Raw genomic sequence first — 13,078 nt, 5'->3', positions numbered from 1 at the left:
CCCGGAATATATCAGTGCGTTATTGGCTGAGTGGGCTGAAAAACATGATGTTGAACTGAAGTTTATCCAGCCGGGCAACCCACAGCAGAATGCTTATGTGGAGCGGTACAACCGAACTGTTCGCTACGAATGGCTGAACCAATATTTATTCAGCAGTATTGCCGAAGTGCAAGATCATGCGACAGAATGGCTATGGTTTTACAATAATGAACGACCAAACACGGCAATTGGTGGCATACCACCGAAATACAAACAGGCTTTAATAACGCAACCTTCTACTTTTAGCGTCAATTAAAAATGGGTGTATTACCGCTATAATCGAATAGTTCATGGTTATTTATCCCAAAATAATGTTGCTTCGCATTATCAATGCCAATACCGAAATGTTAAGTGCAGTAAATATCACACCGCATGCAATTAGGTATATAACAGCATTGCTAACACAGCCAATGTCATTACATCAAAAATCGGAATGTCCAATGATAGTAACATGCTAACAACGCTAGCTAGCGTAATCTGGATCACTTCCGCCTATATCAGTTGCCGTTAGATTGGAGAGTGAACATCATAATATTCTAATAGTTAGTGTTGATGAGTCAGCCACAGCGTGTTGTAAAAACGACTATCGCTTAAATAGAAAAAGCTGGCAAAATGCCAGCTTTATGCACAACCAAGCAATACATCTATTAAATAATCTTATTTTGCTGCCAGAATTTTTCTTTTTCTAAGCGCTTTTGCCGCTTTTCGCAGGGTTTATCACAGTCACAGGCCTTTTCTATACCAATTTCACCCAAACCACCACAGCTACCGGCGATGGTTTTTCGCTGCACCAGATAGCCTAATGCCATTGCCACGACAACCAGAAGAAACAAAGCAAAAGTGAGTAAAAATATCGTCATAGCTACTCCGCTATTCGGTTAAAAAAGGTTTAAAAGCGTCGGACACCAGCTCTTTAAAACCGTCATCCGTTTTAACTACCAGCAACGCTGCAATATTATACTGGTTTGCAAAGGCAATAGCTTCCTCAGATGACATAACATTTAGTGCAGTAGCATAACCATCCGCCGTCATACAGGATGGATGAAGTACCGTCGCAGACACGGTCCGATGCTGTATCGGCTTACCACTGCGGGGATCTATTAAATGCGAGTAGCGAATACCATCTTCTTCAAAATAGTTGCGATAATCGCCTGAGGTGGCAACGCCCATATCTCCGGTTTGTAAAATACGCTGTACATTACGCTCTGCACTAACCGGCTTTTCGATGGCTATTTTCCAAGGCTGCGCCTCAGGCTTGCTGCCCTTGATGCGCATTTCACCGCCAATTTCGACAAGGTAATTATTGATACCATTTTGCTGAAGAATTTCGGCGACACGGTCAACGCCATAGCCTTTTGCTATGGTAGACAAATCGACAGCCAAACCGACAACAGACTTAATCAAACCGTTATTGGTTAAAGTCAACTTATCAAACCCGACAACGGTCCTAGCCTGCTCAATGTCACTTGGTACTGGGGCATGTTCTATTCTACCGTGGGCACCAAAGCCCCATAACTCAACCAAGGGCCCTACCGTAACGTCTAGTACACCGCCTGTTTGCTTGGCCAATCTTATCGCCTCAGACATAACAGTATACGTTTGAGTTGATAGCGTAAATTCTGTATTGGCTTCGTGACGGTTAAACCTCATTAATTCGGATTCAGGTCGATATGTCGACATTAAATCATTCACTAACTCCAATTCGATATCTATCTGTTGCTGCAAATCAACGGCATCAACTTTTGTCTCGGGGTAAAACTTAACAACATAATAAGTCCCCATAGTACTGCCGTTAAGCTGAACTTGCTCGTTGGTAGATGTAGTAGGACTGCAAGCGGCAGTAATGGCCAAAACCATTAATACCATACTCAATTTTATCAAAGAAAACGCGCGCATATAGTTTCCAGAAAGCAGAAGGGGCAGCCTTGCGGACGCCCCTTTCGGTGTTACATTAACTGTTAGCCACCAAAATCATCTAACAATATGTTTTCATCTTCAACGCCTAGATCTTTAAGCATGTTGATCACAGCTTTGTTCATCATCGGCGGACCACACATATAAAACTCGCAGTCTTCCGGTGCTTTGTGATTTTTCAGGTAATTTTCATAAATAACATTATGAATAAAACCGGTATAACCACTCCAGTTATCTTCTGGTTGAGGGTCTGATAGCGCAACGTGCCATTCAAAATTCTCATTCTCAGCTGCTAGCATATCAAAATCTTCGACGTAGAACATTTCACGTTTAGAACGTGCACCGTACCAGAATGAAATTTTACGCGTAGACTTCAACCGGCGTAACTGATCAAAAATATGTGAACGCATCGGGGCCATACCCGCACCGCCACCGATAAATACCATTTCCGCTTCAGTTTCTTTAGCGAAGAACTCACCAAATGGACCTGAAATCGTTACTTTATCACCCTGCTTTAAGCTCCAGATAAATGACGACATCTTACCGCATGGCAGTGTCAGATTATTAGGTGGCGGCGTAGCAATACGCACGTTCAACATAATAATGCCTTCTTCTTCCGGATAGTTCGCCATTGAATAAGCACGAATTGTCTCTTCGTCTACTTTTGACTCCAGAGTGAAAAACTTAAAGCGTTCCCAATCACCACGGAATTGCTCTGGGACGTCAAAGTCCTTGTATTTCACATGGTGCGCTGGTGCTTCAATTTGAATATATCCACCGGCACGGAACGGCACAGACTCGCCGTCAGGAATTTGTAACTTAAGCTCCTTGATAAAAGTCGCTTTGTTATCGTTAGAAATAACGTCACATTCCCATTTCTTGATGCCGAAGATTTCATCTTCAACTTCAATGTCCATGTCAGTTTTTACATTTACCTGACAAGACAAACGACAACCTTCGCGAGCCTCACCTTTGGTGATGTGTCCTAGCTCTGTTGGCAGAATTTCACCGCCACCCGCTTTGACATGCACACGGCACTGGCCACAAGAACCACCACCACCACAGGCTGACGACAAGAAAATACCTTTGTCTGCCAATGCACCCAAAAGCTTGCCACCCGCTTTGGTTTTAATTGCTTTAGTTGGATCACCATTGATACTGATCGTGATGTCACCTGAGGCTACTAACTTAGATTTAGCTGCCAAAATTATAACAACTAACGCCAGAACCATTAAGGTAAACATGCCAACGCCAAGAAATATGTCTACATTTTCCATCTTCTGTGCCTTTACCCCTTACAGTGAAACACCAGAGAAAGACATAAAGCCTAACCCCATTAAGCCAACCATTAAGAACGTTATACCCAGACCACGTAAACCGTGTGGAATATCTGCATATTTTAACTTCTCACGAATACCTGCCAGCAATGTGATGGCCAACATCCAGCCAATGCCACTGCCTATGCCAAACACAACACTCTCACCAAAGTTGTAATCACGCTCAACCATAAAGGCTACCGCACCAAAAATGGCACAGTTAACGGTAATTAACGGCAAGAATATACCCAAGGCGTTGTATAACGCAGGGAAAAACTTGTCTAAAATCATTTCCAGGATCTGAACCAGTGCAGCAATAACACCGATATACGTCAAGAACCCCAGGAAACTCAAATCTGCCTCTGGAAAGCCTGCCCAACCCAAAGCGCCTGGCGCTAATAAGTTTTGATAGACAAGATTATTTACCGGTACAGAAATACCCAATACAACAGTAACGGCAATACCTAAACCGAACGCTGTGGTGATTTTTTTCGATACGGCAATAAAAGTACACATACCAAGAAAAAAAGCCAATGCCAGGTTTTCAATAAAGACGGCTCTTACGAATAAACTAATATAATGTTCCATCTCTATCTCCTTAGGCCTTCTCAACCTGCTCGGTACGGAAGGTGCGCAGTACCCAGATAAAACCGGCAATGATGATAAACGCACTAGGCGGCATCAACAATAAACCCATCGGTTGGTACCAACCGCCATCTTTAACCAGCGGCATAATTTCGACACCAAATAAGGTACCAGACCCACCAAGCTCACGAATAAACGCTACGGTCATTAGTACAAAGCTATAACCTAAGCCATTACCAATACCGTCGAGGAAGCTAATACCTGGCGCACTTTTCATTGCAAAGGCTTCAGCACGTCCCATTACAATACAGTTGGTAATAATCAGACCAACGAATACCGACAACTCTTTAGCAACATCGTAAGCAAAAGCTTTTAGCAGCTGATCAACGACAATTACCAGAGAGGCGATAATAGTCATTTGCACAATAATCCGCACACTAGATGGGATATGGTTACGTATTAAAGAGATAAAGAAGTTAGAGAAAGCCGTTACTAAGGTTAGTGCAATACACATAACCAAGGCTTTATCCATTTTTGTGGTTACCGCTAAAGCAGAACAAATACCTAATACTTGAAGTGCTATAGGGTTGTTAGCCAGCAATGGCCCAAATAAGACCGATTTAATTTCTTTTGCATTAGCCATTGTTTAATGCTCCCTCACGAACTTTAGTCAGGAAAGGGGCAAAACCCTTAGCACCTGCCCAGAAATCAAAAGTGTGCTGTACGCCGTTACTGGTTAATGTCGCGCCAGATAAACCATCCACTTCGAATGCAGAATCAGCGCTTGCATTACCAGGTTTAACCACTTTAATTGCTGGCTCACCAGATTTATCCAGTAACTTTTTACCTTCAAACTGCGCCACCCATTTCGGATTTTGCACTTCGCCACCTAATCCTGCTGTCTCGCCCTGCTCATAATAATTCAGACCTTTTATCGTCGAACCATCAGCACCCAAAGCTAAGAAAGCATGCATAGTAGACCATAAGCCATAACCATGAATGGGTAGAACGATGGCAGACAGCTCACCTGACTCCACACCGTTTTCATAAGCAAAGTACACCGGAGCAATATTTGCACGGCTTTTAATCGAAGCAATGTCTTCTTCGCCAGCAAGTCGCGTGCTGGTTGCAGGATCTTTCATTGCTTTGCGGTAGTCGTAATCTTTTGGTTTATCAACTAAATCACCCGTCTCTAAATCAACAAAGCGTTCTGCAATGTGCTTGCTGTACAACTCGTTGATATTTGAGCCCGATAATAAGCCGGTAACAGCCAACACGTTTTTCTGAGAATCCAGCAATTTGTTTGCTGTTTGCTGCGGGCGCAATTGTACCGCCGCAGTCGATACAATGACTGCACACACCAGACATAAAGAGATGACTACTATCAGCGTTTTGCTAATGCTATCGTTATTACTAGACATTACGTGCCAGCCTCCGCTTGATATTGGCCTGAGCCACGAAGAAATCGAACAATGGCGAGAACAAGTTTGCGAACAGTATTGCCAACATCATACCTTCAGGGTACGCCGGGTTAACCACACGAATCATCACCACCATAAAACCAATCAAAATACCGTAAGCCCATTTACCTTTGTCGGTAAAGGAAGCTGATACTGGGTCAGTTGCCATAAAGAACATACCAATAGCAAAACCACCCAACACCAGATGCCAATGCCATGGCATGGCAAACATAGCGTTTGATTCAGAGCCAACTGCGTTAAACAAGTACGCCGATAAAATCATGCCTACCATAACGCCAACAACAATACGCCATGACGCAATACGGAAATAAATCAGCGCTAAACCACCTATTAATAGGGCTAATACTGACGTTTCACCGACTGAACCAGGAATAAAGCCGTAGAAAGCATCCCACCAAAGTTGCGTGTTAGACGCGTAATCTAAATCACCCGAAGCAGCTTTGCTTAACCAGGTCGCACCGGAGTAACCATCAGCGACAGTCCAAACTGAGTCACCTGAGATGTTGCTAGGATAGGCAAAGAATAAAAACGCGCGGCCAGCCAGTGCCGGGTTTAAGAAATTACGGCCTGTCCCACCGAATACTTCCTTCGCAATAACCACACCGAAGGTAATACCCAATGCTACCTGCCACAACGGTATAGTTGCAGGCAAAATTAGCGCGAATAATATCGAGCTTACAAAGAAGCCTTCGTTTACTTCGTGCTTACGCACCGACGCAAACAGCACTTCCCAGAAACCACCAACAATAAATGTTACTGCGTAGATGGGTAGAAACCATACGGCGCCATAGAGCATTTTACTGCCCCAGCCTGACGCAGCAGAGAGATCGCCCCCTAGAGCAGAGAATATTGCAACCTGCCAGGTCTCTGGCATACCAAAACCGGCTTGCAGCGCAATAACTGCCTGGTGGCCAATGTTGTACATACCGAAGAATAATGCTGGAAACAACGCCAACCAAACAAAAATCATGATCCGTTTTAAATCAATGCTATCACGTACGTGAGTACCATTTTTAGTTACTAGACCAGGTGTGTATAACACAGTGGCAACGGCTTCATACAACGCATACCACTTTTCGTATTTGCCACCTTTTTCAAATGATGGCTCAATGCGCTCTAAAAAATGCTTTAAACTCATGATTAGCCTTCCTTCTGAATGGTCGTCAGGCAATTACGCAAAATGGTGCCGTAGTCGTATTTACCCGGACACACAAAGGTGCACAGTGCCAGATCTTCTTCATCTAACTCCAGACAACCCAACGTCTGAGCGCCATCAGTATCACCGGAGATCATGTCACGCAGTAACAAAGTAGGCAGAATATCCAACGGTACAACACGCTCGTAATTACCAATTGGCACCATGGCACGGGCAGAGCCGTTTGTCGTGGTGGTCATGTTAAATAACCGCTTTGGACTCAGGTGTGACAGGTAAGCACGGGTTACTGAGAACTTACTTGCTCCCGGCGCAATCCAGCCTAAAAATTCTTTATCAAAACCTTCAGCCAGTACTGATACCTGAGTGTGGAAACGACCAACATAGCCGTGAACACCATGTGCAGTAGCGCCAGATAACACTGAGCCAGAAATGATACGGTTTTGACCTTCAGCCAGTTCACCTTCAGTTAACTCAGCAACAGAAGCGCCAAGTACTGCTTTAATTAAACGTGGTTGCTTAACCGCTGGCCCAGCCAGCGCATAAACACGCTCGCTATGTAACTCTCCAGTAGTAAATAGTTTACCAATGGCAATAACATCCTGATAGCCAATGTGCCAAACCACTTTTTTTGCACTTACCGGATCTAACTGATGAATGTGTGTACCGACCAAACCAGCTGGATGAGGACCATCAAACTCAGCCACTTCAGTTTTACTGGTTGACGGTATTACGGCGCCAGCTTTTTTTGTCAAGTACAGCTTGCCATCAGTCAGCGCGGACAATACCGTTAAGCCATAAGTAAAAGCTTCAGTTTCCGTAGCAATAATGACAGCCGGATCAGCTGCCAATGGATTGGTATCCATAGCGTTGACAAAAATCGCCTTTGGCGTGCTGTCAATAGCAGGTGTTTTACTAAACGGCCGGGTGCGCAGTGCTACCCAAAGCCCTGAATCAACCAAATTCTGTGTCACCTGTTCGCGGCTTAAGCCAGCAAGCTGGTCCGCTGAATAGGTAGCGAATTTAATCGCGTCATTGCCTGCAGCTTCAATAACTACAGATTGCAAAACACGTTTCGCACCACGGTTAACAGCAGTAACCTTACCCGCCAACGGTGCAGTAAATTTCACGCCAGGTGTTTTCTTATCTTCGAAAAGCACCTGACCTTTTTTTACTGTATCACCAACTTCAACCGACATGGTTGGACGCATACCAATATACTCTTCGCCTAATACAGCGACAGTTTTAATGGAATTGCCCGTACTGATCTCTTGTTTAGGACTGCCCGCGAGGGGAATGTCCAAGCCTTTTTTGAGTTTTATCATACGTACTTGCACTACTATTTTGGGAAGAAACAGGGCCTAGTTTTTCAGCTGCTCAGAGCGCAGCGCATCCGGAGTTAATTAGTCAGGGTGTCCCACTGCTTATTTTTACACCAGATACACGTATTAAAGTCGCGAATTCTATCATTATTAACACTGCCTATCTATGCTATTAAGCAAATTTTCCAGCGAACTCACGGAACTTTATCACCATTAGGCTAGCGGCATGGCGTCGCGACATTAGTGTTTAATCACAACAAATTCTAGTCAACTTTAGTCCAATTTTTAGCAAACAAAAGCCGCCAATAGGCGGCTTTTGTTATTTACTTAATAATATTCTGCAACGGCACAAAGGACGCCACGTCAGCATCATAGTCAACATGGCTATACCCAAAGCCAAATAACCTAAGAAATTCATTATGATAGCCTTTATAATCAGTTAAGGTGTCAATAGTATCGGTCGTGACCTGGCCCCATAAATCTTTAACGGCTTGCTGAATATGATCACTCAGCTCTTTACCATCCTGACGCAGACGTCCTGCCTCATCCATAACTGGGTCGCTGTGGTATAACCCTTGACGGAACAGGCCGTTAATCTGCTCAATACACCCCTCATGCGTTCCCTCTTCTTTCATTACACGGTACAGCAGTGAAATATACAGCGGCATAATGGGAATGGCTGAACTTGCCTGTGTTACCAATGCTTTTAAAGAAGCAACGTAGGCTTTTCCTTTCTTATCGGTAAGCTTTGCAGTAATAGCAGCAGCGGCACGGTCTAAATCTTCTTTTGCTTTACCTATCGTTGCTTTACCATAAATGGGCCAGGTAAGCTCTTTACCTATGTAGGTATAGGCTACAGTTTGGCAATTATCGGCCAAGACACCGGCTGCATTTAACTGATCAAGCCAGCGCTCCCAGTCTTCACCACCCATTACTTTTACTGTTTGATAAATTTCATCATCATTGGCGGGATCAACGGAAACGTCTTCTATTTCACGCTTAGTCGTATTTAACGTTCTGGCAGTATACGATTGGCCTATAGGTTTAAGTACAGAACTAAATACCTCACCCGTTACAGGATCTTTGCGCCGTGGTGCAGCCAGACTGTATACAACCAAATCAATTTTACCCATTTCGCTGCGGATAATATCTATTGCTTGCGCTTTTAACTCGTCAGTAAATGCATCACCGTTAATGTGTTTATTCCACACACCTGCTGCATTTGCAGCCTGCTCAAACGCAGCAGTGTTATACCAGCCAGCCGATCCAGTTTTACTTTCTGTTGGTTCTTTCTCGAAAAATACCCCTAGGGTTTTCGCATTAGAACCAAAGGTTGCTGTAATGCGTGATGCAAGACCGTAACCCGTTGATGCGCCAACAACCAACACATTCTTAGGACCATTGGCAACTGGACCGAGTGTTTTTACATATTCAATTTGTTCTTTAACATGTTCGGCACAGCCGACAGGATGGGCGTTAGTACAGATAAAACCACGAATTTTCGGTTGAATAACCATGACAGCTCCTGCTGTTGTCTCGACAAAATTGACGCTAGTGTAAAACTTTACCGCAGAAAACAGGTCTGATCAGCCATTTTATTAACGAGTAGGTGAAAAAACGAGTAGAAAAAAAGCGTCACACGGACGCTTTTTCGTTTTTGTTGGTTTGACTGCCGCCATAGCACCGCGGTGATACTGGCGGTTTCTCTGCATAATACTCATACCACTCGGAAGGGGTGTAAGTATGCAGCGCCAAAGCATGAATTTTTTCTGCCAGCTCTTCAGCAACAACGGCATTGACAGCACGATGACGCTGCAATAAACGCATGCCATCGAAAGCGGGCGTTACAATAACAACTTTGAAATGAGACTCTGATCCTCTTGGTACATTATGTAGGTGACTTTCATTCACCACTTCAAGGAACACAGGATCAAATGCACTAAATAGTTTCTGTTCAATTGCGGTATGAATCAACATAGCCCTAATCCTTTTTAAGTCCTTTTCACTAACTCTAGATGCCTGCGGTAAACTTGCCAGCAACTTTTGCTGTCAAGCTAATTTATAACGAGTAACGGGCTGGTGGCGTTACTAAAAATAAATTTGTCTAAGGCTTCGCTTCAATATAACGAAAGGTCAAATTAAGCCGACCTTGGTTTATTTTACTTTGCTTAGGTAAGCGATGAAGCCAATGCTGTTGGCACCCTGCCGACATGGTTAACAAACTGCCAGACATTAGTTCCATTGCTAGCTGCCATGGTGCAGACCTATGCTTGAATTCAAAGCGACGTGCTGCGCCAACACTTATGGATGCTATAAATGGATCATGCCCCAGTTCAGGCTCATTGTCAGCATGCCAACCCATGTGCTGCTGTCCATTTGCATATAAGTTCAGCAATACACAGTTAAATGGCCGCTGCAAAAAGTCGCTAACGTCTATGGCAAGCTGCTGAACTATTGGATGCCAAGGCTGCGGCAAAAAGGTAACGCCGGAGTAGCGATATTGACAATGAGGCTCTCCCATCCAAACTTGCTGGCGAGGTATTTTCACCGACCTACCAAACATCATTATACTGTCTTGAGCCCACTGGAGTTCATGCTCAAGTTGCAATTGTAAAGCCAAAGCGCGTTGCGGTTCCAACCACTGAGGCCAAAGGTGCAAACTGGCGTCTGGCAAGTTAAATTGCTGCACCACAGATTGCCGGTTGTCGGTATGCACTTGCCGTGTCAAAATGCTCATCTTATTTCACCACTAGTGCCACTATGAATAACACCTTTACTTATGCTGGCGGCAGCCTGCAATTATGTCGCTGGCCTCTTAATCAACCTAATTCAAGTTTACAGGCTTGGGACGCAGCTGACGAGTTACTCATCCAACATACGCTAGAAGCGGCAGCGCAGTTTACAACGAGTCACAACCGTCAGCCGAAAATATTAATTATTAATGACAGTTTTGGTGCCTTATCATGCGCACTGGCAAACCTCGAACAAGTTCAGGTAAATGACTCATTGTTAGCTGAACAAGGCACTCGCTACAACCGCGAACAGAACAAACTTCCGCTGGGCCAATTGCATCAACAAAGTAGTTTACAAGCTTACCCTAACCACCCTGACATCGTGCTGCTAAAGCTGCCCAATAATCACAGTTACCTGCAATTTATTTTGCAGCAACTTGCTACAGTGGCACATAGCGACGGCATAATACTCGCCAGTGCTAAAGCTAAAGATATCACTCGCAATGTACTGACCATGTTTGACAATACACTGGGCCCAACCACGGCTTCACTTACAGTTAAAAAATGTCGTTTAATTCAGTGTCAATTTAATGCAAAGCTAAAGCCTTCGGCAGCAGTAGACTTTCCCTTGCGCTGGCCTTTAGATGACAGTAGTAATATCGTTGTAAATCATGCCAATGTTTTTTCACGTGAAAAACTGGACCAGGGCGCGCGTTTTTTTCTGCAGCATTTACCACTGATAACTGCAGGACAAACGGTTATTGATCTTGGCTGTGGTAATGGTGTATTAGGCTTAAAATTGCTGCAGCAATGCGACGACATTGCACTGATTTGTTGTGATGAGTCTTATATGGCAGTGGAGTCTGCAAAAATGACTATTGCCGAAAACTTGCCGGATAAATTGTCTCAATGCGATTTTATTACAGACGATTGTTTAAGCAAACAAGGTGATAAAACGGCGGACTACATATTATGTAATCCACCATTTCATCAACAACATGCGGTAACCAGCCATATTGCCAGTCAAATGTTTAATGACGCGAAACGTGTTTTAAAACAAGGGGGGCATCTGCGTATCGTGGCCAACCGCCATCTGGGCTATGCCGACATACTAAAACGATTATTTGGTAACTGCCGACAAATGGCTGCTGACGCCAAATTTGTTATATTAGATGCGACAAAAAGGAGTTAAACATGCCCTTTATAATCTTAGTAAGCTTATTGTTAGTCGGTTGTGCCAGTTCTGTACCAAATTTTATTCTGGCTCCTCAGGTATTTGCTGTAACCAGCAACTCGCTGCAACAAAGCCGCTTTGCTTTTTCTGTTAGCGATGTACGCGCAATTGCTTATAGTTTGCAATTACGTAAAGGCAACGATGTAGAAAAAATAGAAACAAGTAACGATGTAAGACTACAACTTGAACAAACCCTGCAACAGGCGTTCACAGCACAAGGTGCCAACTTAGATGTGAACAGCAGCACACAGATGACGTTAAAAATAGTACAACTTCAGGCCTTGGTAGATCAGCGTACACTTGAGCACGCCGTAAACAATCAGGTTGCTTTTACCTTATTTGTGCAAAACTCAACTGGCACCTTTAGTAAAAACTATTCGGGCAGCAGCAGTTTTACCGCACCATTTCAGATGGATATTGCTGCAGTTGAACGCGAACTACGCTTGCTCACTGAGCAGGTGTTAGGGCAAATACTTCAGGACACCAGTTGGCATCAGGCGGTAAGGAGTTAACATGCGTTATTGGTATTTAGTCATACTGTTTGCATTCACATCAGTAAATGCACTTGCCGAGAAAGGCCAATTTGTTCAGCCCAATAACCTGTATCCTAAAGTTAAGCTGATGACCACTCATGGCGATATTGTAGTCGAGTTAGACCGCAGCAAAGCACCGTTAACGGTGAATAATTTTCTAAGCTATGTAAAAGAAAACCGCTATAACAATACGATATTTCACCGACTAGAACCTGAATTTGTATTACAAGGCGGCGGCTACGATGCACAATACAAGGCTATAGAGGAATATAAGCCCATTTTTAATGAGTCAGGTAACGGTAGTAAAAACCAGCTTGGCACTATAGCCATGGCCAGACTTAACGACCCTCATAGCGCAACAAGCCAATTTTTCTTTAACCTTGCCGATAATGCCCATTTAGATCCAGGCCGCAGCTGGGGATATGCCGTGTTTGGTTATATTACCGAAGGCATGGACGTTATTGAGAAAATCAGGGCAATTCAGACAGATACTTCTGTAGAGCTCGGTTGGCCCAATGTACCCGTTGAAAAGGTTATACTAAAAACAGCAGTTGTACTGCCAGAGCAGTAAAACCGGCTATACTTGGCCTAACAGTAGTAACTATCGGGTGCTGTTAAGCTAAGTATGTCAAACCATTTCATTGAACAGAAATCGCAACAGCTGATTTTTTACATATCACGATACTTGCGTGGGCGCTTAGCGCACAGCGAGCTACATTTGTTTGTCTGGGATACCCTAGAAGAATGGGCGCAATTAAGTAAAGCATCA

At 44.0% G+C, this 13,078-nt stretch carries 15 protein-coding genes; 4 read left to right on the top strand and 11 right to left on the bottom strand.

Annotation, left to right across the window (positions count from 1 at the left end):
* Positions 1-295: integrase core domain-containing protein (locus tag H595_RS0105710; RefSeq protein ID WP_027670348.1), on the top strand; the 295-nt coding region annotated here is incomplete at its 5' end.
* Positions 296-686: 391 nt separating this feature from the next.
* Here H595_RS0105710 and nqrM read toward each other — a convergent pair.
* The 11 genes from nqrM to H595_RS0105655 all read right to left on the bottom strand — a co-directional run bounded on the left by nqrM (position 687) and on the right by H595_RS0105655 (position 10,547).
* Positions 687-899: a (Na+)-NQR maturation NqrM gene (gene nqrM / locus H595_RS0105705; protein WP_027670347.1), complete on the bottom strand. Its 213-nt coding sequence runs from the start codon at positions 897-899 to the stop codon at positions 687-689.
* A gap of 10 nt (positions 900-909) precedes the next feature.
* Entirely contained in the window at positions 910-1,935 is a 1,026-nt protein-coding gene (locus H595_RS0105700; RefSeq protein WP_027670346.1) for an FAD:protein FMN transferase, read from the bottom strand.
* A gap of 62 nt (positions 1,936-1,997) precedes the next feature.
* On the bottom strand, positions 1,998-3,230 hold the full coding sequence (gene nqrF / locus H595_RS0105695; protein WP_027670345.1) for an NADH:ubiquinone reductase (Na(+)-transporting) subunit F: 1,233 nt from the start codon (positions 3,228-3,230) through the stop codon (positions 1,998-2,000).
* A gap of 18 nt (positions 3,231-3,248) precedes the next feature.
* Entirely contained in the window at positions 3,249-3,857 is a 609-nt protein-coding gene (gene nqrE / locus H595_RS0105690; RefSeq protein WP_027670344.1) for an NADH:ubiquinone reductase (Na(+)-transporting) subunit E, read from the bottom strand.
* Between the two features lie 10 nt (positions 3,858-3,867).
* A complete protein-coding gene (locus H595_RS0105685) occupies positions 3,868-4,497 on the bottom strand; it encodes an NADH:ubiquinone reductase (Na(+)-transporting) subunit D (protein ID WP_027670343.1) in 630 nt (209 codons plus the stop codon).
* The gene (locus tag H595_RS0105680; RefSeq protein ID WP_027670342.1) at positions 4,490-5,275 is read right to left on the bottom strand and encodes a Na(+)-translocating NADH-quinone reductase subunit C; all 786 of its coding nucleotides are present in this window, start codon (positions 5,273-5,275) and stop codon (positions 4,490-4,492) included. The genes H595_RS0105685 and H595_RS0105680 overlap by 8 nt, the downstream gene beginning before the upstream one ends.
* The gene (locus H595_RS0105675; protein WP_027670341.1) at positions 5,268-6,473 is read right to left on the bottom strand and encodes an NADH:ubiquinone reductase (Na(+)-transporting) subunit B; all 1,206 of its coding nucleotides are present in this window, start codon (positions 6,471-6,473) and stop codon (positions 5,268-5,270) included. The genes H595_RS0105680 and H595_RS0105675 overlap by 8 nt, the downstream gene beginning before the upstream one ends.
* A 2-nt stretch (positions 6,474-6,475) precedes the next feature.
* Positions 6,476-7,813, bottom strand: coding sequence for a Na(+)-translocating NADH-quinone reductase subunit A (locus tag H595_RS0105670; RefSeq protein ID WP_027670340.1), 1,338 nt, complete (start codon positions 7,811-7,813; stop codon positions 6,476-6,478).
* A gap of 320 nt (positions 7,814-8,133) precedes the next feature.
* Positions 8,134-9,327 carry an enoyl-ACP reductase FabV gene (fabV, locus tag H595_RS0105665; protein WP_027670339.1) on the bottom strand — a complete coding sequence of 398 codons (1,194 nt, stop codon included), beginning with the start codon at positions 9,325-9,327 and terminating at the stop codon, positions 8,134-8,136.
* 118 nt (positions 9,328-9,445) lie between these two features.
* Positions 9,446-9,787 carry a BolA family protein gene (locus H595_RS0105660; protein ID WP_027670338.1) on the bottom strand — a complete coding sequence of 114 codons (342 nt, stop codon included), beginning with the start codon at positions 9,785-9,787 and terminating at the stop codon, positions 9,446-9,448.
* 127 nt (positions 9,788-9,914) lie between these two features.
* Positions 9,915-10,547 (bottom strand): alpha-ketoglutarate-dependent dioxygenase AlkB family protein, encoded by a 633-nt coding sequence (locus tag H595_RS0105655; RefSeq protein WP_205623172.1) that lies wholly within the window; start codon positions 10,545-10,547, stop codon positions 9,915-9,917.
* Positions 10,548-10,570: 23 nt separating this feature from the next.
* On the opposite strand from H595_RS0105655, the gene H595_RS0105650 reads away from it, so the two are divergent.
* From H595_RS0105650 to H595_RS0105640, 3 genes are read left to right on the top strand one after another with little or no spacing between them, the layout of a single operon-like run.
* Entirely contained in the window at positions 10,571-11,734 is a 1,164-nt protein-coding gene (locus H595_RS0105650) for a methyltransferase (protein WP_027670336.1), read from the top strand.
* 2 nt (positions 11,735-11,736) lie between these two features.
* On the top strand, positions 11,737-12,288 hold the full coding sequence (locus tag H595_RS0105645; protein WP_027670335.1) for a YajG family lipoprotein: 552 nt from the start codon (positions 11,737-11,739) through the stop codon (positions 12,286-12,288).
* Between the two features lies 1 nt (position 12,289).
* Complete coding sequence (locus H595_RS0105640) at positions 12,290-12,880, top strand: peptidylprolyl isomerase (RefSeq protein WP_027670334.1); 591 nt, start codon at positions 12,290-12,292, stop codon at positions 12,878-12,880.
* Positions 12,881-13,078 lie beyond the last annotated feature (198 nt).

It is taken from the genome of Rheinheimera baltica DSM 14885, from assembly GCF_000425345.1.
GTDB lineage: Bacteria > Pseudomonadota > Gammaproteobacteria > Enterobacterales > Alteromonadaceae > Alishewanella > Alishewanella baltica.
This window is presented reverse-complemented; position numbering and strand designations above follow the sequence as displayed.